The following is a 22,867-nucleotide window of genomic DNA, read 5'->3' on the forward strand; positions in this document are numbered from 1 at the left end:
GATTTGAATGCTTACTTTCTCAGTATATAGCTATAGAATCCCTTGGCAATTAAATATTGAGCTAAACCATAGGTGGCCATTACCCATATTCCTATAAAGTATTCTTTAAATGCAAAAATATTCATTGCCAGCAACATGTCAGAGATTACAAAAAATGCGGCCCCGGGTGCAAAAAAATATTTGCCCCAGTATTCGGTATCTTTCACAGCCATGGTCATAAAGGCAAATACAGCCATAGTTGTAATTACAAACATGTATAAGTAAACGGGAACCATTAAATCACCCAAGTTGTGAAGGATAATATTCATTACATCGGTTCCAAGATGAAATACAAAAGCACCCAGTAAAATAGGATACAATGCATTTTTTTTTCTGAAAGGTTGAATCTGGTTAAATAAATAACAATAACTGACATGGGCTATCATAAAGGAAACCATCCCTGCTATAAAAAGTCCCTGACCTTCAAACATCAGAAACAAATCGCCAGCCCAGGAGGCAGTAAATGCTAGAATAAGAATAGATGTATTAATAGGCCTGGTAGATAGCGGATTACCATCAGGATCAGTTTTCGGTGTCAGTGTCAGTGTCTGCTGATTAAGTGTGGATTTTATAGCGCTGAATAAATACACTAGCAGCAGCGGCATGAGTAAAGGCTTTGTGAATTTGGAGGCCATTGTCCATTCCAATCCTAAAAAAATACAATGTAACAGTAGTATAAACAGATAATACGGGGCAGCAATTTTCCGAAAATTCATTATAGTAAACTTTAATACAAAATAGGCAGATTTTCAGTATCAGAAAACTTTCCACTGAATATCTAAATTTCCCTGAACCTGCTTACATTCGCGGGATGCAAATGGACGATGAGACATTTTTTGCCTTTTGGCAGAAAAACAGTGAGAAAGAAAAAAGCAGCCGGAAAGCCTTTATGCTAGGCTTGTCTTCCGGATTTGCCATTGGTGTATTAGTCCTTTCCGTAATTCTTTCTGGCTGGTATCAGCGGGCAACCATGGAAGCCAACAGTAAAATGAGTGCTTTTGTACTTTTTCTAGCTATTTTGGGGCTTTCTGTATTTATTGCATTTGCCTACAGAAGATTCAAATGGGAAATGAATGATCAGCGTTTTCAGGAAATTGCAGCTAAAAAAAGAAAAATAAACAACAATGATGCAGCCATCCAGCAAGGTTCTGCGTCTTAAAAACTAAAAATGAGCATGAGAATTAAATTGATTGTATTGGGATTTTTGGCCACGTTGGCTATTTCATGTGGTAAAACAGAAGATTCTGGTTGCACACCGGTTCCTGTTGCCAATGAAAAAGCCGCAATGGTTAAGTTTTGTACAGATAACAATATTAACTATACCGAACACGCTAGCGGGTTATTGTATCAAATCATGAGTCCAGGAACAGGGGCTGCATTGGATGCCAATTCAACTGTAGCAGCCATTTATACAGGTAAATTCCTGAACGGGGTAACTTTTGAGGCCAATGCAACACCAGCCACATTTGGTCTGAACCAGGTAATCGAGGGCTGGAGAATCGGTATTCCTTTAATCAACCGAGGAGGCAGAATCCGTCTAATTATACCTTCAGCTTTAGCTTATTCCTGTGTTGGCAGAGGGTCAATTCCCCCCAATACCCCGCTTTACTTTGAGGTTACTGTGAATTAATCTTTCATTCCCCTATCTTTGCCAACCTGAAAAAATCAGGATAAAACTTCGTAAACCGTTACTAATATGCAACTTAAAGGTTTAGTGCGTTTTTTTGCAATTGCACTTACGCTAATTTGTCTTTACCAATTATCGTTCACATGGTTTGTAAATAACCATGAGGCTGAAATGGAAAAGAAAGCCACAGAATGGGTAAAAAAGTTCCCTACTCCGGAACAGGCATACCCAGGCAACAAAGAATTACAGGCAGCTTATGCTGACTCTTTGGATGAATTGAAAAAAACAAGATTGTTCCGTTTACTGGACAGTACCAAAGACACAAAACTTGCTTTTGGGTTAACTACTTATCGTAGTGCCAAAGAAAAAGAATTAATGCTTGGACTGGATCTTCAGGGTGGTATGAGTGTTACCATGGAAGTTGGTCTAGACGGATTAATCAAGTCATTGAGCAACTATACAAAAGATGCCAACTTCAATAAAGCCCTTGATGCAGCTGTTGCAAGAAAAGCCAATAGCGGCGCAGACTTGATTACCTTGTTTTTAGAAGAGTATAAGAAAGTTAGTCCTGATGGAAAATTGGCTCCATTATTCTCTGCTAAGAGTGCCAATGCAATCAAGATTGAAGACTCTAACGTTAAAGTTGAAAACTACCTTCGCAAGCAAGCGGAAGCTGCTTTCAATAATACCTATAGAATCTTAAGAACAAGAATTGACCGATTCGGCGTTTCATCCAACAACATCAATCCTGATCCTGCCAAAGGAAGAATCAATATTGAATTAGCTGGTGTAAATGATAAGGATCGTGTAAGAAACTACTTACAGTCTACTGCTAACCTTCAATTCTTTGAAGTGTACACATGGGAGAACAAAGATGTTCAGGCGGGGATTGTTGCTGCTGATAAAGCAGTTCAAGATTATTTGAACGGGACCACGATTACAGCTCCAAAAGCAGATACTGTAGCAGCCGCTACTGTTAAAGCTGATACAGCAAAAACAGCTACCATTTCATCAATGGCTGGTAAATCTGCTGCTAAAGTTGATTCAGCTACACTTAAAGCAAATGAAAATCCAATATTGCGTTTGATGCAGATGACTCAGCCTTATCAAGCAGAAAACGGTCGTCCTGTGTTCCCTGCAGCATTGGGTTATATACAGTCTAAAGACACTGGTACCTTGAATGATTATCTTGCTTTGGAATCAGTAAAAACAAAATTCCCTTCCAATCTTGTTTTCATGTATGGTAAGGCAGAATTGGATGATCCTAAGGCCAAGGATATCTTAATGATCTATGCTATTAAGACTCTTGATAATGGTCAGGCAGAACTGGAAGGTGACAGAATTGCCAGCGCTTCTCAGGATTATGATGAGCGAGGAAGAATTGCTATTAAAATGAATATGGACAAAGTAGGTTCCAATATCTGGGCGAAAATGACAACCAGAAATGTGGGTAAGCCTATTGCTATTGTTTTAGATAATTTCGTTTACTCTGCTCCAAATGTAAATGACCCTATTACCACAGGTAATTCTCAAATCAGTGGAAATTATACCATTAAAGAAGCACAGGATTTATCTGAAATTCTGGAGAGCGGGAAATTGCCAGCTCCGGCCAAGATTGTACAGAGCCAAACAGTTGGACCAACTTTGGGTAGCGAGTCTATTAAAGGTGGTGCCCTTTCTTTTGCAATCTCCTTCCTTGTGATTTTTGCGCTGATGTTATTATACTTTAACACAGGTGGATGGGTTGCTAATATTGCTTTAATTCTAAATCTATTATTTACGATTGGTGTATTGAGCGCATTAGGTTTCACTTTAACTGCACCCGGTATTGCCGGTTTGGTACTAACCATTGGTATGGCCGTTGATACCAACGTAATTATCTTTGAACGTATTAAAGAAGAGTTAACAAAAGGGAAGAATTATTCTGCAGCGGTAAATGAAGGGTACAAACGTTCATTGGCACCTGTATTGGATGGCCATATCACTACCCTACTAACAGCTATTATTCTTGCGTATTTTGGATTAGGACCTGTTCTAGGTTTTGCTACTACGCAAATCATTGGTATTCTACTTTCTTTATTCTGTGGAATACTAGTTTCAAGATTGATTTCTGATTGGTATACCAATAAGAACAGACACTTTGAATATTTTACCAATATTTCTAAGAAAATCTTTAATCACGCCAATTTCAAATTCATTGAATACAGAAAGTATGCGTACATGCTTTCTGCTGTGATATTTGTATTCGGAATCGGATCATTCTTCCATGGATTTGATGAAGGGGTTGAATTTGCAGGAGGTAGAAGTTATACTATAAAATTTGAAAAAGCGATTGATCCTGAACAAATCAGAGAAGATTTAAAAACTGTTTTTGGGGAAGCTCCAATCATTAAGACGGTTGATGCTAAGAATCAAGTAAATATTACGACTTCTTTCAAAATCAAAGAAACTGGCAACAATGTGGATGCAGAAGTAGAACGTACTTTATACCAAGGGTTACAAAAGTACTTGCCTGCAGGAACAAGTTTTGAAACATTTGAAACTTCCTATAAGCAAAGTTCTCAAACAGTATTGCCAACTATTTCAGATGACTTGAAAGCGGGTGCAACCAAAGCAACATTATTTGCTGTGATAGTTATTTGTTTATACATATTTATTCGTTTCCGCGACTGGAGATACTCTCTGGGTTCAATTGTTGCACTAATGCACGACGTATTTGTAACCTTGATTGTATTTAGCTTCTTCAAAGATTTTGTTCCATTCCCATTAGAAATTGACCAGCATTTTATTGCAGCAATTCTAACGGTTATTGGTTTCTCTATGAACGATACGGTAATTGTTTACGACAGAATCAGAGAAGACTCTGGGATGATGAAAGGCGCACCAAATGCAGCTGTAATCAACAGAGCAATTAACGAGACCTTGAGCAGAACCATTATGACATCTGTAACTGTATTCTTAACCATCCTGATTCTATTCATCTTTGGTGGTGAAGTTACCAGAGGTTTTGCTTTTGCAATGTTGATTGGTGTTGCAACTGGAACTTATTCTTCCATCTTTGTTGCTGCTCCTTTCTTAGTAGATTTTGGAGCGGGCAGAGCTCTTGGTTCAAAAGAAAAAGCCAAATAGTACACTTAAGTATATCTATTAAAAAGCCCCGATTTATATCGGGGCTTTTTAAATTTTAGTCATTTTGTATTAACCGCTAACTCAATATTCTTAAACAGCAAAAGAAGTTCCGCATCCACAGGTTTTGCTGGCATTGGGATTACTAAAAGTAAAACCTCTGCTGTTTAATCCACCTTGCCAGTCTACTTCCATACCGTACAAATACAAGCCATGGCTTTTGTTCATAATGCAGGGAATACCTTCAATTTCAAATTGATCATCTTCTTTTTCTTTTTGATCAAATCCTAAAACGTAGGTCATGCCACTGCATCCACCTCCCTTCACTCCTACTCGTAAAAATTGAGTATGATCAAACCCTGGTTCATTCATCAATCTCTTAATTTCTGCGATAGCCCCGGCTGTCAGGGTCACTGGAATTGCCGTATTCATAGTTGTTTCCATACACACAATTTAGAGTACAAAATTACCAATTTGTCAGAATCCTGTGCAGAATGAATTTACGATAGAAGGAATTCCTTTATCAACCCCTACCTTTGCAGAAAGTTGTGAAGAATGGATAATTCCATGATGATTACCGTGTTATTGGCTTGTTCTGTAGCAGCAATGGCTGGTTACCTGATTTATTTGCAAAGAAGGCTGGTAATATATGAAAAACAGCAATCTACAAGAAATAATAGCCTTCCCCTGCAGGCGTATGAAAGGTTGATATTGTTAACGGATAGAATAGCCCTTCCCAATCTGATAAGCAGAAATCCTGCAGATGCCATTTCTGCAAGAGCGTTGTGTGCACTTTATACCAAAACGATCAGAGAGGAATTTGATTTTAATGTTACCCAGCAAATGTATATTCAACCTGCTTCTTGGAAAGCCATTAAAAACCTAAAAGAGAAAAATCTTCAGATTATTAATCAGCTAACACATCAATTGCCTGAGCAGGCTTCTGGTCTTGATCTGCAGAAAGCCATTTTGCAGTATTTGCTGGCCAATCCTTCTGCAGACCTGCATGAACTGGTTGCAGAAGCATTAAGTTTTGAAGCGAAACAAGTATTATAATTTTAATATTGACCTATGCCAGAGAATAAGAAAACTGATAGCGGTATTAGTATAAAAACCTGCTATTCTGCCGAAGATATCCAGTTACTTTCAGGATTAAATAATCAACCTGGTCAATTTCCCTACACCCGGGGTGTTCAGCCTGATATGTATAGGGGAAAACTTTGGACAATGCGTCAATATGCTGGTTTCTCTACAGCAGAAGAAAGCAACAAGCGTTATCATTATTTGTTAAGTCAAGGTGTAATGGGATTAAGTGTGGCTTTTGATTTGCCCACCCAAATTGGATACGACAGCGATCACCCACTGGCCGAAGGTGAAGTAGGAAAAGTAGGCGTTGCCATTGATAGTCTTGCCGATATGGAATTATTATTTAAAGGCATTGAACTAGAGAAGGTAAGTACTTCCATGACTATAAATGCTACAGGATTTATCCTCTTGGCAATGTATGTTGCGCTGGCTAAAAAGCAAGGTGCAGATTTAACTAAAGTGGCTGGCACTATTCAGAATGATATATTAAAAGAATATGCTGCAAGAGGTACTTATATCTATCCTCCAAAACCTTCAATGCGCATCATCACCGATATTTTTGAATGGTGTAGTAATTCAGTGCCAAAATGGAATACGATTTCAATTTCAGGTTACCATATTCGGGAAGCAGGAAGCACTGCAGTACAGGAAATTGCATTTACATTAAGCAATGGTAAAGCCTATGTACAGGCGGCTCTTGCCAAAGGTCTGGATATAAATGTTTTTGGAAAACGTTTGTCTTTCTTTTTTAATGCACACAATAATCTTTTTGAAGAAGTGGCAAAATTCAGGGCTGCAAGAAGAATGTGGGCAACAATCATGAAAGATCTTGGGGCAACGGATGAAAAAGCTATGATGCTTCGCTTTCATACTCAAACAGGTGGCGCTACTTTAACTGCACAGCAGCCACTGAATAATATTAGTAGAGTAACCATCCAAACTCTCGCTGCTGTTTTGGGAGGAACACAAAGTTTACATACCAATGGATATGACGAAGCTTTGAGCTTGCCAACTGAAGAAGCCGCCAGAATTGCATTAAGAACACAGCAAATTGTAGCTTTTGAAAGTGGGGCCCCCGATACGGTGGATCCTTTGGCAGGAAGCTATTTTGTAGAGTCACTTACCAATGAAGTGGAACAGAAAGCTTGGGAGCTGATGAATAAAATTGATGCAATGGGTGGCAGTGTAAGTGCAATTGAAGAGGGATTCATGCAGGATGAAATTGCGAGAAGTGCTTTTGAATACCAGCGAAGTATTGAAAATGGTGAAAAAATCATTGTTGGTGTAAATAAGTTTACAGTAGATGTGGAGAATCCTGTACCCGGTTTTAAGATTGACGACTCTATTCGTCAGTTACAATCCGCCAGACTTACAGAATTAAAAACAAATAGAGACGCTGTACGTGTAAAACTTTGTTTACAACAAATTAAAGAAGCGGCAGAAGGAACTCAGAATATTATGCCATTTGTTTTAGAGGCAGTTGAAGCCTATTGTACACTTGGCGAAATAGCAGATGTACTTCGCCAAGTGTATGGTGAACACAGATAAAATTAAACTGGTTTTATAATACTGTAATCAATGCGAAAATTACACCCGGTATCCAGAATAAAAGGGTTAACACAACGCTGATCCAAAATGTATTATTGGTTGTGCCTTCGTGCAGGTATACGGACAACGGAGGTAATAATATTGCCAAGATTGCCAATAGAACCTTGTCATTTGAACCGGTGGCATTTGCAGCATTTTCTTTGTATTCCTTTAAGTATTTTTTTACTTCTTTAACTCTTGCTTTTCTTTCAACTCTTGATAAACTTTTAAAATTAGACATAGCATCTGTTACTACGGCATCATCCCAGTTGGATTGAATATTGGAAGTACTTTTATGGTTTCTACTATTTATTTCACTACTGATTCCTATACTGGAAGCATGAACTGCAGTAAAAGAAATGGAGGCTAAACATAAGGCACTTAGCAGGATTTTTTTCATAAGATAGCGTTTCTTTGAAGTTACAAAATTGAAGTGGATTGTGCTGAATAATTTACAGGCTTCCGTTTTATTCTTCAAAGCTATGCCGTATCTTCAGTAGCTAATCATCTTAAGTATGAAAAAATTATTGGTGCTCGCACTATTTATTTGCGGAGCAGCATCCGCTCAAAAAACGGCTTTTCCACTTGAGTCGCTTTTTAATGAAGTAACACCTAAAGTTGTAGAATGGAGAAGGTTTTTCCATGAACATCCGGAACTGGGAAACAGAGAATTCAATACCAGTAAAAAAGTGGAGGAAACTTTACAGCGTTTAGGTATAAGTACCAGAAAAATGGCAAAGACAGGAATTGTAGGTGTATTGAAAGGAGGAAAACCGGGGCCTGTTGTGGCTTTAAGGGCTGATATGGATGGATTGCCTGTTGAAGAAAGAAATGGACTTGCCTTTGCTTCAAAAGCAAAGGGAGAATACAATGGGGCAACTGTACCTGTAATGCATGCTTGTGGACACGATTCACATATTGCGATGCTGTTGGGAGCTGCAGAGGTATTAAGTAAAATAAAAAGCGAAATCAGTGGTACTGTTGTATTTCTGTTTCAGCCTGCTGAAGAGGGCCCGCCCGGAGATGAAGAAGGTGGCGCTGCTCTTATGATTAAAGAAGGAGCAATGGATAATCCAAAAGTAGATGCGGTATTTGGCATACACATAAATTCAAAGTATGACCTTGGAAAAATATACTACAGACCGGGTGCAACCATGGCTTCTTCTGACTGGTTCACCATTAAAGTAAAGGGGAAGCAAAGTCATGGAGCGTATCCATGGAATTCCATTGATCCTATTGTTATAAGTGCCGAGATTGTTCAAGCTTTACAAACCATCGTGAGTAGAAGTATCGACATCACTCAGGCTCCTGTAGTGGTTTCTGTAGGTAAAATCCAATCAGGCGTTAGGGCGAATATCATTCCTGAAGAAGCCATAATGGAAGGAACTATCCGAACATTAGATGGTCAGGTTCAGAAAACAGTCCATGAAAAAATTAAACAAATCGCTACAAATATTGCGGAAGCCAATGGTACAACAGCTGAAGTAGTTGTTGAAACCAAAACGCTGGTTACTTTCAGTGACCCTGCTCTGGTAGCTCAAAGTATTCCTTCATTGCAGAAGGCTGCAGGTGCTGCAGAAAATGTACAACTTACCAATTGGGTAACAGGTGCAGAAGATTTTTCCTATTTCGGAACCAAAGCTCCCTCCTTTTTCTTTTTTCTTGGCGCTAGAGATCCTCAGTTTCCCAGTGTAGCAGCGGCACCCGATCATCATACACCCGGATTCATGATAAGTGATACCCGTCTGGATGTTGGTGTAAAAGCATTTGTACACCTCGTTTTGGATTATGCCAAAACGACAAAAAAATGAGTATGAGAATATTAGTTATTGGGCTATTATCATTTGCTTTTCAACAGTTGCAAGCCCAAGAGGTACTAACGCCTGAAAAGCTCTGGCAAATTCAGAGAGTTTCTCCTGTTGGAATAAGTAAGGATAAAAACTTTATTGTTTACACAGTTGCAACCCCTGATGTATCTAACAATAAAATGTCCCGTAAACGTTATAAGATTCCATTAGCTGGCGGAAATCCAATTGAATTGGCTCCCAATGAAAATATAGTTATCAATGACCGTATTTCTCCGGATGGCAAACATATTTTATTCAGTGATGAAGTGAAAATGGAAAAAATAGATGGTAAAGAATGGTATCCTGATTTGCCAAAATCGGATGCTCAGATTTATACTTCATTGAATTATCGTCACTGGGATACCTGGGAAGATGGTAAATACAACCATGTGTTTTTTGCTCCTTACCAAAATGGTCATTCCAGAGAAGGCAAAGACATTATGCCCAACGAACCTTATGATGCACCCACCAAACCTTTTGGCGGAGACGAAGACTTCATTTGGCATCCGGATAGTAAGCGCATTGTATATGTTGCAAAGAAAAAAAAGGGAACGGCATATGCTGTCAGTACCAATACAGACTTGTATGAGTATAATATAGAGACAGGTATAACGCAAAACTTAACTGCATCCAATAAGGGGTATGATATGGCACCACAATTTAATGATGCCGGAACACTTGCTTGGATGCAAATGAAAAGAGATGGATTTGAAGCAGACAAGCAGGATTTAATTGTTTTGGTTAATGGCAAATTCCCTGTTAATCTCACCGCACACAGAGATGATATTCATGTTGAAGGATTCAAATGGAGTGAAGACGGAAAGTCGTTGTTTTTCTGGGCGCCCGTTAATGGCACACTTCAACTGTTTCAGGTAAATAATACAGGATTAACAAAAATGCTCCCTGTAATTCAACAATTAACCAGTGGTGATTTTGATATCACTGGAATAGTTGCGCAATCAGAAAATTCTTTGGTGGTTTCTAGAACGGATATGAATACAGCAGCTGAATTATACACGCTGAATTTGAAAGATAAATCAATGAAGCAGTTAACGCATGTAAATGATGCGTTTTACCAAGCCATTGCAAAATGTAAAACAGAAAGAAAGTGGGTGCCAACTACAGATGGTAAAAAAATGCTGGTTTGGGTAATCTATCCTCCCAATTTTAATCCATCTAATAAATACCCTACCCTTTTGTATTGTCAGGGTGGCCCACAAAGTCCCTTGACTCAATTCTATTCATTCCGATGGAATTTTCAATTGATGGCATCTCAGGGATACATTGTTGTTGCTCCCAATAGAAGGGGGATGCCAGGTCATGGAACAAAATGGAATGAAGCAATTAGTAAGGATCATGGCGGACAAGCAATGAAAGATTATTTATCCGCTATTGATGTTATCAGTAAAGAATCATTTGTAGATAAAAACAGATTGGGATGTGTTGGTGCCAGCTATGGTGGTTATTCTGTGTTTATGTTGGCCGGCATACACAACAATCGATTTAGGACATTTATTTCCCATGATGGTATTTTTGATACCAGAAGTATGTACGGAACTACGGAGGAAATGTGGTTTGTAAATTTTGATTATGGCGGCGCTTATTGGGATAAAAATCCTGCTACAGAAAAAACCTATGGTGTTCAGAATCCCATTAATCATGTTGCTAATTGGAATACCCCTATTATGATTGTGCAAGGTGGAATGGATTTCAGGGTACCCATAGAACAGGGCCTGCAGGCATTTCAGGCGGCTCAGTTAAGAGGTATAAAAAGTAAATTATTGTATTTACCTGGCGAAAATCACTGGGTTTCCAGTGCACAAAACGGTTTGGTATGGCAGCGTGAGTTTTTTAAATGGTTGAAGGAAACGCTGTGAAATGTATAAAGAAAAGAAAGAAGGCGAATCAACTGATTCGCTTTTTTATTGGGCATAATTTCTTGCTCCGAATAACAAGCTGCCGATTCTGACCATGTTACTACCCTGTTCAATAGCAATGCTGTAATCCCCGCTCATACCCATTGATAAAATAGGCTTGGATATACCTTGCGATTTTATCCACGAAATATGTTTTTTAAACAATAAGCTCAAATGATTGAATTCACTTTGAATGATAGCTGTATTCTCAGTAAAGGATGCCATACCCATAAAACCCTGAATAGAAATGTTTGTTAAAGTAGATGATACATCCATAATTTCCAGCAATTCAACTTCATCTAATCCAAATTTGCTCTCTTCTTTAGCAATATAAATTTGTAATAAACAAGGAATCACTCTATTGCATTTAGCTGCTTGCTTATTTATTTCACGTAATAGTTTTAAACTATCTACCCCATGAATTAGATGAACAAAGGGTGCTATATATTTTACCTTGTTCGATTGTAAGTGACCAATAAAATGCCAACGAATATCTTTTGGCAATGCAGCTGCTTTATCTACTAATTCCTGAACATAGTTTTCACCAAAATCCCTTTGTCCTAATTCATAAAGAGCCAGTATATCTTCATTAGGTTTGGTTTTGCTCACAGCCACTAATGTTGTGTCTGTGAGCAAAAATTGATCAATAATTTCTTTGTATGCAACTGTGTTTACTGGCATTGATACATTACTATTAATCGCCAAATTATTTTAAAATACTTCTACTGATTACAATTCTCTGTACTTCACTGGTACCTTCATAAATCTGGGTGATTTTAGCATCTCGCATCAATCGCTCCACATGGTATTCTTTTACAAATCCATATCCTCCGTGAATCTGAACTGCTTCAGTGGTAACCCACATAGCTGCTTCACTGGCATAAACTTTTGCCATAGATGAACTTAATGTATAGTCTAAGCCATTGTCTTTTTCCCAAGCTGCTTTTAAGCAAAGCAAACGGGCGGCTTCAATTTTGGTAGCCATATCAGCCAGTTTAAACTGGATGGCCTGATGGTGCATGATTTCTTTACCAAAAGCTTTTCTTTGTTTACTGTAAGCCAATGCCAGTTCATAAGCACCGCTGGCAATTCCCAATGCCTGAGAAGCAATTCCGATTCGTCCACCGGCCAATGTTTTCATAGCAAATTTGAATCCGAATCCATCTTCACCAATGCGGTTTTCCTTTGGCACTTTAACATCGTTGAAAAGGATGGTATGTGTATCACTACCTCTGATTCCTAGTTTATTTTCCTTAGCGGCAACTGTTACGCCTGGCCAGCTTTTTTCTACAATAAATGCATTGATGCCTTTGCTACCTTTTGCAGGGTCTGTTTGTGCAATAACTAAATAAACCGATGCGCTGGAACCATTGGTAATCCAGTTCTTGGTACCATTCAATAAATAATGGTCACCTTTGTCTTCTGCTGTTGTTTGCTGACTGGTTGCATCACTACCCGCTTCAGGCTCACTTAATAAAAAAGCGCCAATGTATAAAGCATTGTCTTTTCTTCCCTGCGCCAAAGGAGTTAAATACTTTTTCTTTTGTTCTTCATTACCAAATGTTTCCAATCCCCAACAGACCAAACTATTGTTTACACTCATACTAACACTGGTACTTGCATCTACTTTACTAATTTCTTCCATGGCCAATACATAACTTAAAGTATCCATTCCGGCACCGCCATAGTCAGGACTAACCATCATTCCCATAAATCCTAATTCAGCTAATTTCATTACCTGATCGTAAGGGTATTTCTGGTGTTCGTCTCTCTCAATTACACCTGGTTTACATTCATTTTGGGCAAAGTCTCTTGCCGCTTTCTGTATCATCAAATGTTCTTCGCTCAACTGGAATTGCATGGTTTTAAATTTTATGCCGCAAAAATAAGCTAACAAGCGTTAGGATGTGCTTTGTTTTTGAAAAATATTCCTTATTGTTTCTTTTTGGTAAACAAGTTATTGCTACAGGTAAACAGACCCTCTCTGTTCATTGTTTCCAGATTGATGTATTTCCCCCCTAGTATGCTTTGTCCCATATAAGCAGGATTGTCTCCTCTTCCCAGGGGCCATGGACCTTCAGTATCCTGAATGTCTATTTCGGCAATTTTGGCAAGGGTTAATGCAAAGTCAGAACAGTTATAATTGCTAAGATGATATTGGTTAGAAATATTGTGATCTAAGTATTCCAAGATTTGTTCAAACTGTTTTTTACTTACCATTTTACCCAATAATTGATCCCAATCGTGAAAGGAGTCGTCTTTAATTATTGATTTTGCTTTGGGTGCCAGTGGGTTAACTGGAATTAATAAACCTGATTCAGGGTAAAATCCAAAGGTTTTATTGACAGCTGATAAATCTTGATTGTATTTAATAAGACTGATGAAGGAATGTCCTACTTCCCCCAATCCGGTATTGGTCTTTTTTTGTCCGGCAATCGGCTGCTTTATTAAAACCATTATTGCGTAATGACTAGCAACTTTGTTATCTAAGAATGCATCAACAATACTAAATGGATCAATGGGTTCAGATTCAATTTCCTCTGAAGGTTTTAGTGAAGGTTGATTGATATGCGCCTGAATCATCAATTCCAGTATATCGTCGTTAATAATACTTTCAGCTTCTGCTTTTGCATAATTCACTGCGTAACTGAATTGAGATATATAACGCTTCCCACGTTTTTTATAATTATAGGTAGCTTTTATTTCACCGGCCTTGTGGAAGCAGGACATCGCAGCCGGGAAATTATTATATCGTGCTAAAACGATGGCAATATTATTATACAAGTGCGAAAGTATGGTATCGCTTTCCGTTTTGTTTTTAAATTGTAAACCTTTATGAAGCGATATCAAAGCCTTTTGAGATTGACCTGAAGCAATGAACTGGTCACTTTCCTCGAGTACCCTGATAATATCAATATTTGGCAATAATTGTGCGTAAACTCCCTTTGTAAAAAATAACAAAACCAAACCCGTCAATATCAGAAACCGCCGCATAGCTTACATTGATTTACATTTTAAAAATATTTTTTATGTAGATTGAATAAAATCTCTCTGCCTAGTGGAGTCATGCCTTTGGTAGTATCTTGTAAAAAATGTCTTTTAAATGCAACTATTGCTGCACTGGTATCCTTAATATCATACCCTACAATTCTTAGGCCAGTTATATGATCAAAACTTGCAGGAACGGAATCTCTTTTATCATCATACCAATATCCAAAACCTTTTTCAGCCAGCAATTTCCAGGGAAATCTCCAATTGGGATCATTCTTTCTGGTTGGGGCAATATCGCCATGACCTATAAAATTTGCTGTAGGAATGGCATAGTCTTTTTTTAATTTACCCAGTACAACCAATAAACTGTTGATTTGGGCTTCTTCAAAATACTCAAACCCGGTATTATCCAATTCAATTCCAATGGAAGCCGAATTCATATCTAATTGATTCCCCCATCTGCTAACACCCGCGTGCTGTCCTCTAAAGTAATCATTTAGCATTTGGTATACTTTCCCGTCACTTCCAATTACATAGTGTGCACTAACCGCTGTTCTTGGCAGGGTGAATGTTTTTAAAGTTTGTTCAGTGGAATGCTGTGCTGTATGATGAATGATAACATAACTTGGTTTTCTGATTCCAAAATTGGTGGTACCCACCCAATAAGGCGAAGGGGGTATAGTATCTGATACAAGGGAAACAGGTGGAATTGATCCAATTTTTTTAAGATAGTTTTTGACCTGATGTTTATATACTTTATTGGTAGATTTATAAGGGTGTGAATTACAAGAAAACCCGATAGTGACCAGTAATGCTAATAAAAAATAAATTCCTTTTTTCATAAAATTGATTAATCATCTAAGTTATTAATTCCTGTTAATCGTACTTTGTTTTTTTCTCCGGCTGATAAGCAAGCTGCTCTTTTAAAGATCCGGCACTTGGATTATTGGTAATGGAAACCGCTACCTGAAACAATGCAATGAGGGCAATGATGGAACCCAGCAATTCCTCCCATAAAATCCAGTATCCCCAAAACCGGTACACTTTTGCTTTTGAAGGATGCGCAGACTCAAAAATTACCGTGACTTTTTGATTAGGTTCATAAGATAGCAACGGATAATTTGCTGCAATGCGATATTGGTGAATGCCAATGGAATAAAATGCCATTGGCAGTGTATTGCCATTGGCAGTATCTTTTACCAACTGTATGGTAGCAGGATATTTTTCTCCATAAAAATAATCAGGTTGCCTTGTCCAGAGGATATAGCAGCCAAAAATGATCAAGTATAATATAATTAATGATCGGGTCAGAACACAAAATAATAATTGAATAAAAAAGTCCCACTGAAACTCAGTGGGACTCGTGTATTTTTTCCGGAATTAGTTGCCGGCTACTTGTTTGCGAATAATATTCAACGCGCCACCCGCTTTAAACCACTCAATTTGCTGAGCGTTGTACGTATGATTCACAACGATTGAATCCACCGATCCGTCCTTGTGTTGTAAAACAACTGTCAATGACTTACCTGGAGCAAATTCGGTAAGACCTTCAATGCTGATGGTATCATCTTCCTGAATTTTATCGTAATCGGCTTTATCATTAAAGGTTAATGCCAGCATACCCTGCTTCTTCAGGTTGGTTTCGTGAATACGGGCAAAGGATTTAACTAAAATGGCACGAACACCTAAATGACGTGGCTCCATAGCCGCATGCTCTCTAGAACTACCTTCGCCGTAGTTTTCATCGCCTACTACAATTGAGCCTATTCCCGCTGCTTTATAAGCTCTTTGTGTAGCAGGAACAGGTCCGTATTCTCCTGTCAATTGGTTCTTAACATTATCTGTTTTTTCATTGAAGAAGTTAACAGCTCCAATCAACATATTATTCGAAATATTGTCTAAGTGACCACGGAATTTCAACCAGGGACCTGCCATAGAAATATGGTCGGTAGTACATTTACCTTTTGCCTTAATCAACAGTTTTAATCCCTTCAGGTCTGTTCCTTCCCATGCTGCAAATGGATCAAGTAATTGTAAACGCTTGCTGGCAGGGTCTACCTGAACATTTACCTTGCTTCCGTCTTCTGCAGGAGCCTGGTATCCGGCGTCTTCTACTGCAAATCCCTTTGCAGGCAATTCCATGCCAGTAGGTTCATCTAATTTTACCTGCTCACCTTTATCGTTGGTTAAAGTATCTGTGATTGGGTTGAAAGTTAAATCACCAGCAATAGCCAATGCGGTTACCAATTCAGGACTTGCTACAAATGCAAGTGTGTTAGGGTTACCATCTGCACGTTTGGCAAAATTTCTGTTGAAGCTGTGTACAATGGTATTGCGTTCTTGCTTCTCCGCTCCCATTCTGTCCCACATTCCAATACAAGGACCACATGCATTGGCAAAAACAGTTGCGCCTATTTTGTCAAAAACTTCCAGGAAGCCGTCGCGTTCAATGGTATAACGTACCTGCTCACTACCAGGAGTGATGGTATATTGTGCTTTTGGTGTTAATCCTTTTTCAGCAACTTGCTTGGCAAGACTTACCGCTCTGCTGATATCTTCGTAAGAGCTGTTGGTACAGCTTCCAATTAAGCCCACTTCAACTTTGGTAGGCCAGCCATTGGCTGCAGCCATTTCTTTCATCTTGGAAATTGGGGTTGCCAAATCTGGAGTGAAAGGACCGTTTAAATGGGGCTCTAATTCGCTTAAATTAATTTCAATAACCTGATCAAAATATTTTTCTGGTTCGGCATATACTTCCGGATCAGCATTCAGATATGCTTTAACGCCATCCGCCATTTGCGCTACTTCTTCTCTACCTGTTGCTTTCAAATAACGGCTCATACTTTCATCGTATCCGAATGTTGAAGTAGTAGCACCAATTTCAGCACCCATATTACAAATGGTGCCTTTACCAGTACAGCTCATGGCTGCTGCGCCTTCACCAAAATATTCAACAATAGCTCCTGTTCCACCTTTTACAGTTAAAATACCGGCAACTTTTAAGATAACGTCTTTAGGGGCAGTCCATCCACTTAATTTACCGGTTAGTTTAATACCGATTAATTTAGGCCATTTTAGCTCCCATGGTAAGCCTGCCATCACATCACAGGCATCTGCTCCACCGACACCTACAGCAACCATACCTAACCCACCTGCATTTACTGTATGAGAGTCGGTTCCAATCATCATACCTCCAGGGAATGCATAGTTTTCCAATACCACTTGGTGAATAATACCTGCTCCTGGTTTCCAGAAGCCAATACCGTATTTATTAGACACAGAAGCCAGGAAATCATATACTTCCTTGCTTTCTGCATTGGCAACTTCTAAGTCTTTTTTAGCTTCGTTTCTGGCAGTGATTAAGTGGTCACAATGTACCGTAGAAGGCACGGCTGCTTTTGGACGACCAGCTTGCATAAACTGTAATAATGCCATCTGAGCGGTTGCATCCTGCATGGCTACACGATCGGGTGCAAAATCTACATAACTTTTACCCCTTTCAAAATTACTCAGTTCCTGGTCTTCGTGTAAATGGGCAAAAAGAATTTTTTCGGACAAGGTAAGCGGTCTGCCTAAGGTTTTTCTTGCATTATCTACTTTGGCAGGCATTTCTGCGTACACTTTTTTGATCATGTCTATGTCAAAAGCCATAAAGTGATGTTTTTATATGAGATGAATCTATTTCAAAGCCTCGCAAATTTACATCATTTCAGTTGTAGGCTGTCAAAGGAATGCGAATAAATTTCCAAGGAAATGATAATTTTGTACGTAATTTTATTTATGGTAAAAAATTGGGTCAATATGGATAAAATAAGAGAATTCCTGGAATTGCAGGCATTTGGCGTTTGCTCTTCTATTGGCGATAAGCTGGGTATTGCATCCACAAGAATCCGCATGTGGTTTATCTATATCTCATTTCTAACAATGGGTTCTCCTATTATTATTTACATGATATTGGCTTTCTGGAAGAACATTAAAAACTATGTTTTCGCAGCAAAGAGGAATCCATTGAAGTATTATTAATAATAATGCTTATCCTTTTTTGACCTCTTTAGCCCAGGCATCTTTTAATGTAACCGTTCTATTAAAGACAAGTTTGGATTTATTGCTGTCTGGATCCTGCACGAAATAGCCCTTTCTTAAAAATTGAAATGCCAGTCCTGAAGGGTCTTCTGCTAATGCTGGTTCAGCATAGGCACCAGAAATAATTTGAAGCGAATCTGGATTAATATGGTCTTTGAAATCACCTTCAGCATTAGCCACATCTTCTACTTTAAACAGACGATCATATAATCTTACTTCCGCCTGAATAGCATGTGCAGCGCTAACCCAATGCAGGGTGCCTTTTACGTGAATTCCGGAAGTATCCGATCCGCTTTTGCTTTCTGGTATATAAGTACAATGTAAGGCGGTAATATTTCCCTGATCATCTTTAATGACTTCCTCGCATTTGATGATATAGGCGCTTTTTAAACGTACCATCTGTCCAGGTGCCAATCTGAAATATTTCTTTGGTGGATTTTCCATAAAATCTTCTCTTTCAATCCAGATTTCTTTACTGAAAGGAACTATTCTAACTCCACCATTCGAGTCTTCAGGATTGTTTTCACTGGTCAACTCCTCGGCATCTTGCGAGTAATTGGTTATGATTACTTTGATGGGATCAAAAACCACCATTCTTCGCTGTGCAGTTTTATTAAGTTCTTCTCTTACACAGAATTCCAGCAATCCCACATCAATCAGGTTATCTCTTTTGGCAACTCCTATCCTGTCACAAAATTCACGGATGGCTGCTGCAGGATATCCTCTTCTGCGCATTCCACTGATGGTACTCATTCTTGGGTCATCCCAACCGTTTACCATTTTTTCATTTACCAATTGCAATAGTTTACGCTTACTCATAACTGTATATGTCATGTTTAAGCGTGCGAATTCGTATTGTTTTGATGGAAATGTATTCAGATTTTCAATGCACCAATCATATAAGGGCCGGTGTGGTACAAATTCAAGCGTACAAATAGAGTGTGTTATTTTTTCAATGGAATCACTTTGTCCATGTGCAAAATCATACATGGGATAAATGCACCATTTATCGCCTGTTCTGTGATGTTTTGCGTGTTTAATTCTGTAAATAATCGGATCTCTCAATAACATATTGGGAGAAGTCATATCTATTTTAACTCGCAGCACTTTTGACCCGTCTGGAAAATTTCCAGCTTTCATTGCTTCAAACAAAGACCTGTTTTCTTCGGGTGTTCTTTGTGCATAAATGTTCCTGGTTCCGGGTGTTGTAGGTGTTCCTTTTTGTGCCGCAATTTCTTCACTGGTGCTATCATCCACATAAGCCAGGCCTTTATCTATTAATTGTAAGGCCATTGCATAAAGCTGATCAAAATAATCGGAAGCATATAATTCTTGAGCCCAGTTAAATCCCAACCATTTAACATCATTTTTGATGCTTTCTACGTATTCGGTATCTTCTGTTACAGGATTGGTATCGTCAAATCTCAAATTTGTAGATCCACCATATTTTAATGCAAGACCAAAATTCAGTACAATGCTCTTTGCGTGTCCAATATGCAAGTATCCGTTCGGCTCAGGGGGGAAACGGGTGGTAATGGATGAATGTTTCCCGCTGGCTAAATCAGCTTCAATAATTTCTTCTATAAAGTTTAAACTCTTCTCTTCGCTGCTCATTCCTTGTCTTTTCTTAATTATTTTCCTATTTCAACACTGTCAAAAAAAACCTGTGCATCCGATGCTTTGGCATCTTTATTAGTAGAGTAATACAATACCTGGTGTAAAACAGGTCCCATAAAGAATATATATCCAAATGCCTTTTTGCCTTTGAGGTTTTCATCAGATGAATTGGTTCCGTCAATTTCAATATAAAGGCTGTTCTTGTCCTTGAATTTTGTAATCATGTCTTTGCTGATACTAGCTCCTGCCATCTGACTGCTCATGCCTGCTTTCAATTGTTCCCAGAATCCCTCACCCATCATTTCAATCGGATCCCCCATTAGACCCATGGCACTTAAATCGAAAACCAATGCTCCATAAGATTTTGTGCTGTCTTTATCTGACGCAAAATAAATGGTTGCACCATTGGCAGATTTCTCACCTGGCTTAGCCGGGAATACTACAGTTACCTTTTCAGATAATTTTTGCGAAACATTTTGTCCATAGGACATTTGCGCGAAAGCAAATACAACAAATGCTAAAAGTATTCTTTTCATAATCTACAATTTCCCGGTTTCATAACGGGCGATAAAATTAATTGATTTTACCATGTCAGTATGTAAAATTCTATCCGCATCATTAAAAGAAACTAATTCCCTGTATTCCTTTATTAAAATTTCGAGTATAGGTGAAGTGGTTGCCGGTCTTCGGAAATCCATTGCCTGAGCCGCAGTCATTAATTCAATGGCCAGTACTTTCTCTACGTTTTGTATTAAGCGAAAACACTTGGTTGCCGCATTGGCCCCCATGCTAACATGGTCTTCCTGATTATTAGAGCTAGATATACTGTCTACGGAAGAGGGGGTACAAAGCTGTTTATTTTCGCTAACAATTCCTGCAGCAGTGTATTGAGGAATCATAAACCCGGAATTTAATCCTGCGTTTTTCACCAAAAAAAGCGGCAGACTGCGCTGACCTGATATTAACTGATAGGTTCTTCTTTCAGAGATACTGGCCATTTCACTCATGGCAATACACAAATAATCCAGATTAATAGCAAGTGGCTGGCCATGAAAATTCCCCCCACTTAAAATCAGATCTAATTCAGGGAAAACATTCGGGTTGTCGGTTACGGCATTCACTTCCTGCATGAATACAGAAAGTATATGGTCAAATGCATCCTTGCTTGCTCCGTGAACCTGCGGAATACACCGGAAAGAATAAGGATCCTGTACCTGTGATTTCGGCTGAGAGACAATGGAACTGCCATTCAGATATTGTCTGATTTTTTCAGCTGTAGCTTTTTGCCCCTTGTGTCCTCTTATTGCATGTATTGCTTCGTGAAATGGCTCGATAACACAAGCGAATGCGTCTATTGATAAAGCTGCAATCAGGTCGGCCATTTTTAATAAATGTTCCGCTTTTTTTAAGCAATACAATCCATAGGCATTCATAAACTGAGTTCCATTAATCAATGCTAGCCCTTCTTTACTCTGTAAATGAATGGGCTCCCAATTCATAATGGCAAGGGCTTCTGCTGAAGTCATTCTCTTTCCCTTATAATTCACTTCACCCAAACCTAGTAATGGCAGACTCATATGACTTAAAGGGGCCAGGTCACCGGATGCGCCCAATGATCCCTGTGTATAGATAACCGGAATAATCTGATGATTGTACATGTCCATCAATCGGATAACCGTGTTGATACTTACTCCGCTTTTTCCATAACTCAGTTGCTTAATTTTCAGCATCATCATGAGTTTTACGATAGGTTCGGGTACTTCTTCACCCAATCCGCAGGCATGTGATACTATCAGGTTGTATTGCAGCTGTTCAATCTGATCGGTACTGATTTGTACATTCTGCAGATAGCCAAAACCAGTATTTACTCCGTAATATTTGGATTCAGAAGCCTTCATTTTTTCATCAACATAGCTTCTGCAGGCAAGTACCTTTTCATGAGCATCAAATGTGATGGAAACCTGCTGGTCAAAGTCTAGTAAATGTTTTATTTGCTGAAAATTCAGCGGTTTGCTGTCCAATGGAAGGTAGTTATAGCTCATGAAGGCAATCGTTTGCTGCAAAGTAAACTGATTTAGCATTTATCTGCCCAATTTGAAATGCAGTTTGATTTAGTAAAAAAAAATCCTTTATTTTGCACCTCCAAAACTGGTTCGGTAGCTCAGCTGGATAGAGCAACTGCCTTCTAAGCAGTAGGTCATTGGTTCGAATCCAATCCGAATCACGAAAGCCTCAAGGATACTTGGGGCTTTTTTTATTACTTTGCCTTATGAATGTTCAAATGGAAGAAGGCTGGAAAGAATTGCTCTCCAAAGAGTTTGAAAAACCTTTCTTTCAGAAGTTAGCACTTCATTTGCGAACAGAGAAAGCCACAAAAGCTGTTATTTACCCTCCCGGGCCTTTGATATTCAACGCTTTTAACAGCACCCCCTTTCAAACTTTGAAAGTAGTTATCCTGGGGCAGGATCCCTATCATGGGCCAGGTCAAGCACATGGTTTAAGTTTTTCGGTACCAGAGGGAGTAAAACCGCCGCCTTCACTGTTAAATATATTCAAAGAGTTGCACCAGGATATCGGAATGCCAATGCCCAGTACAGGGAACCTTAGTGCCTGGGCTAAACAGGGTGTTCTACTTTTAAATGCCGTTTTAACGGTTAGGGCCAATGAACCGGCCAGCCATGCTAAAATTGGATGGATGGATTTTACTGATGCAGTAATAAGGAAAATCTCATCTGAAAAACAGGGGGTGATATTTTTACTTTGGGGAAAGTTTGCACAGGAAAAACAGGCACTGATAGATGAAACAAAAAATTACGTACTGAAAGCAGCCCACCCCTCTCCGTTTAGTGCAGATAAAGGGTTCTTTGGATGTAAACATTTTAGTAAGACCAATGAACTGCTGGTTCAGCAGGGATTGGATCCCATTGACTGGCAATTGCCTTAATATA

21 protein-coding genes and 1 tRNA gene are annotated in these 22,867 nt (G+C 38.8%); 10 read left to right on the top strand and 12 right to left on the bottom strand.

The window, feature by feature from the left end; all coding sequences use genetic code 11:
• Positions 1-11: 11 nt before the first annotated feature.
• Positions 12-755: a lysoplasmalogenase gene (locus TEGAF0_RS02910; RefSeq protein ID WP_264899915.1), complete on the bottom strand. Its 744-nt coding sequence runs from the start codon at positions 753-755 to the stop codon at positions 12-14.
• Positions 756-850: 95 nt separating this feature from the next.
• Between TEGAF0_RS02910 and TEGAF0_RS02915 the strand changes: the two genes are divergently transcribed.
• The 3 genes from TEGAF0_RS02915 to secDF all read left to right on the top strand — a co-directional run bounded on the left by TEGAF0_RS02915 (position 851) and on the right by secDF (position 4,795).
• Positions 851-1,198, top strand: coding sequence for a hypothetical protein (locus tag TEGAF0_RS02915; protein ID WP_264899916.1), 348 nt, complete (start codon positions 851-853; stop codon positions 1,196-1,198).
• 9 nt (positions 1,199-1,207) lie between these two features.
• Entirely contained in the window at positions 1,208-1,669 is a 462-nt protein-coding gene (locus TEGAF0_RS02920) for an FKBP-type peptidyl-prolyl cis-trans isomerase (protein ID WP_264899918.1), read from the top strand.
• A gap of 66 nt (positions 1,670-1,735) precedes the next feature.
• Positions 1,736-4,795: a protein translocase subunit SecDF gene (gene secDF / locus TEGAF0_RS02925; protein WP_264899919.1), complete on the top strand. Its 3,060-nt coding sequence runs from the start codon at positions 1,736-1,738 to the stop codon at positions 4,793-4,795.
• Between the two features lie 90 nt (positions 4,796-4,885).
• On the opposite strand, the gene TEGAF0_RS02930 is transcribed toward secDF, so the two are convergent.
• Entirely contained in the window at positions 4,886-5,236 is a 351-nt protein-coding gene (locus TEGAF0_RS02930) for a HesB/IscA family protein (RefSeq protein WP_264899921.1), read from the bottom strand.
• A gap of 111 nt (positions 5,237-5,347) precedes the next feature.
• Here TEGAF0_RS02930 and TEGAF0_RS02935 point away from each other — a divergent pair, with 111 nt between their 5' ends.
• Together TEGAF0_RS02935 and TEGAF0_RS02940 are read left to right on the top strand one after the other, a co-directional pair.
• Positions 5,348-5,848 (top strand): DUF7935 family protein, encoded by a 501-nt coding sequence (locus tag TEGAF0_RS02935; protein WP_264899922.1) that lies wholly within the window; start codon positions 5,348-5,350, stop codon positions 5,846-5,848.
• A gap of 15 nt (positions 5,849-5,863) precedes the next feature.
• Positions 5,864-7,426: an acyl-CoA mutase large subunit family protein gene (locus TEGAF0_RS02940; protein WP_264899924.1), complete on the top strand. Its 1,563-nt coding sequence runs from the start codon at positions 5,864-5,866 to the stop codon at positions 7,424-7,426.
• A gap of 13 nt (positions 7,427-7,439) precedes the next feature.
• On the opposite strand, the gene TEGAF0_RS02945 is transcribed toward TEGAF0_RS02940, so the two are convergent.
• Positions 7,440-7,865: a YqaE/Pmp3 family membrane protein gene (locus tag TEGAF0_RS02945; RefSeq protein WP_264899925.1), complete on the bottom strand. Its 426-nt coding sequence runs from the start codon at positions 7,863-7,865 to the stop codon at positions 7,440-7,442.
• 115 nt (positions 7,866-7,980) lie between these two features.
• On the opposite strand from TEGAF0_RS02945, the gene TEGAF0_RS02950 reads away from it, so the two are divergent.
• Together TEGAF0_RS02950 and TEGAF0_RS02955 are read left to right on the top strand one after the other, a co-directional pair.
• Complete coding sequence (locus TEGAF0_RS02950) at positions 7,981-9,276, top strand: amidohydrolase (protein ID WP_264899927.1); 1,296 nt, start codon at positions 7,981-7,983, stop codon at positions 9,274-9,276.
• 2 nt (positions 9,277-9,278) lie between these two features.
• On the top strand, positions 9,279-11,189 hold the full coding sequence (locus TEGAF0_RS02955; protein WP_264899928.1) for a S9 family peptidase: 1,911 nt from the start codon (positions 9,279-9,281) through the stop codon (positions 11,187-11,189).
• A gap of 45 nt (positions 11,190-11,234) precedes the next feature.
• On the opposite strand, the gene TEGAF0_RS02960 is transcribed toward TEGAF0_RS02955, so the two are convergent.
• From TEGAF0_RS02960 to TEGAF0_RS02985, 6 genes are all read right to left on the bottom strand, one after another.
• Positions 11,235-11,909 carry a YggS family pyridoxal phosphate-dependent enzyme gene (locus tag TEGAF0_RS02960; RefSeq protein ID WP_264899929.1) on the bottom strand — a complete coding sequence of 225 codons (675 nt, stop codon included), beginning with the start codon at positions 11,907-11,909 and terminating at the stop codon, positions 11,235-11,237.
• A 25-nt stretch (positions 11,910-11,934) separates the two neighbouring features.
• On the bottom strand, positions 11,935-13,089 hold the full coding sequence (locus TEGAF0_RS02965) for an acyl-CoA dehydrogenase (RefSeq protein ID WP_264899930.1): 1,155 nt from the start codon (positions 13,087-13,089) through the stop codon (positions 11,935-11,937).
• A gap of 71 nt (positions 13,090-13,160) precedes the next feature.
• Positions 13,161-14,222, bottom strand: coding sequence for a hypothetical protein (locus TEGAF0_RS02970; protein ID WP_264899931.1), 1,062 nt, complete (start codon positions 14,220-14,222; stop codon positions 13,161-13,163).
• Between the two features lie 20 nt (positions 14,223-14,242).
• A complete protein-coding gene (locus TEGAF0_RS02975; protein ID WP_264899933.1) occupies positions 14,243-15,061 on the bottom strand; it encodes an N-acetylmuramoyl-L-alanine amidase in 819 nt (272 codons plus the stop codon).
• 34 nt (positions 15,062-15,095) lie between these two features.
• The gene (locus tag TEGAF0_RS02980) at positions 15,096-15,503 is read right to left on the bottom strand and encodes a hypothetical protein (RefSeq protein WP_264899935.1); all 408 of its coding nucleotides are present in this window, start codon (positions 15,501-15,503) and stop codon (positions 15,096-15,098) included.
• Between the two features lie 96 nt (positions 15,504-15,599).
• Complete coding sequence (locus TEGAF0_RS02985) at positions 15,600-17,870, bottom strand: aconitate hydratase (RefSeq protein ID WP_264899936.1); 2,271 nt, start codon at positions 17,868-17,870, stop codon at positions 15,600-15,602.
• Between the two features lie 150 nt (positions 17,871-18,020).
• Here TEGAF0_RS02985 and TEGAF0_RS02990 point away from each other — a divergent pair, with 150 nt between their 5' ends.
• A complete protein-coding gene (locus TEGAF0_RS02990) occupies positions 18,021-18,242 on the top strand; it encodes a PspC domain-containing protein (RefSeq protein WP_264899938.1) in 222 nt (73 codons plus the stop codon).
• Between the two features lie 9 nt (positions 18,243-18,251).
• Here TEGAF0_RS02990 and TEGAF0_RS02995 read toward each other — a convergent pair whose 3' ends face one another.
• Genes TEGAF0_RS02995 through hutH form a run of 3 tightly spaced genes read right to left on the bottom strand, consistent with a single transcriptional unit; the run spans position 18,252 to position 22,000 of the window.
• Positions 18,252-19,916, bottom strand: a complete 1,665-nt coding sequence (locus TEGAF0_RS02995; RefSeq protein ID WP_264899940.1) for a glutamine--tRNA ligase/YqeY domain fusion protein — start codon at positions 19,914-19,916, stop codon at positions 18,252-18,254.
• A gap of 17 nt (positions 19,917-19,933) precedes the next feature.
• Positions 19,934-20,455: a hypothetical protein gene (locus TEGAF0_RS03000; RefSeq protein ID WP_264899941.1), complete on the bottom strand. Its 522-nt coding sequence runs from the start codon at positions 20,453-20,455 to the stop codon at positions 19,934-19,936.
• Positions 20,456-20,458: 3 nt separating this feature from the next.
• Positions 20,459-22,000 carry a histidine ammonia-lyase gene (gene hutH / locus TEGAF0_RS03005; RefSeq protein WP_264899943.1) on the bottom strand — a complete coding sequence of 514 codons (1,542 nt, stop codon included), beginning with the start codon at positions 21,998-22,000 and terminating at the stop codon, positions 20,459-20,461.
• A 69-nt stretch (positions 22,001-22,069) separates the two neighbouring features.
• On the opposite strand from hutH, the gene TEGAF0_RS03010 reads away from it, so the two are divergent.
• Both TEGAF0_RS03010 and ung read left to right on the top strand, forming a co-directional pair.
• Positions 22,070-22,143: transfer RNA gene (locus TEGAF0_RS03010), tRNA-Arg, on the top strand.
• A 45-nt stretch (positions 22,144-22,188) separates the two neighbouring features.
• On the top strand, positions 22,189-22,863 hold the full coding sequence (ung, locus tag TEGAF0_RS03015) for a uracil-DNA glycosylase (RefSeq protein ID WP_264899945.1): 675 nt from the start codon (positions 22,189-22,191) through the stop codon (positions 22,861-22,863).
• The last annotated feature ends 4 nt before the right edge of the window (positions 22,864-22,867 follow it).

The sequence above is a fragment of the Sediminibacterium sp. TEGAF015 genome (assembly GCF_025997995.1).
In the GTDB taxonomy this organism is placed as follows: Bacteria; Bacteroidota; Bacteroidia; order Chitinophagales; family Chitinophagaceae; genus Sediminibacterium.